This window comes from Micromonospora sp. URMC 107 (assembly GCF_051386315.1).
Lineage (GTDB): Bacteria > Actinomycetota > Actinomycetes > Mycobacteriales > Micromonosporaceae > Micromonospora.
In genome coordinates this window covers 1-506 of record NZ_JBPQTK010000303.1, presented here as the reverse complement: position 1 = coordinate 506, position 506 = coordinate 1, and the positions used below count along the sequence as shown (strand labels likewise).

Below are 506 nucleotides of genomic sequence, written 5' to 3'. Positions count from 1 at the left end.
CCCAGGCTGGGTGACGTCGTGCCCGCCCCGGAGCGGGTCACGCCGGTCCCGGGCGCCGACTTCGTGCTCGCCCCCGACGCGGCGATCCGGGTGGGCGCCGACGACGCCGCCCGCGCCGTCGCCGGGCAGCTCGCCGCCCTGCTCCGACCGGCCACCGGCTATCCGCTGCCGGTGACCGACGCCACCCGGCGGGAGCCGGCCGGCGGCATCACGCTGGCGCTGGTCGACTCCGACGACCTCGGCGCGGAGGGTTACCGGCTCGACGTGACGCCCGACGGGGTACGGATCGAGGCCGTCACCCCGGCCGGGCTCTTCTTCGGCGCGCAGACGGTGCGGCAGCTCCTGCCCGCCGCCATCGAGAGCCCGACGCCGGTCGCCGAGCGCTGGACGCTGCCCGGCGGGTCGATCACCGACCGGCCCCGGTTCCCCTACCGGGGGGCGATGCTCGACGTGGCCCGGCACTTCTTCGGCGTACCGGACGTGCTGCGGGTGATCGACCACCTGGC

Annotated in this window: 1 protein-coding gene; it reads left to right on the top strand. The window is 77.3% G+C overall.

Annotated features, from left to right (window positions below):
* A partial coding sequence (locus tag ACSNN9_RS28635; RefSeq protein WP_436676414.1) for a glycoside hydrolase family 20 zincin-like fold domain-containing protein occupies nucleotides 1-506 on the top strand: 506 nt, incomplete at both ends.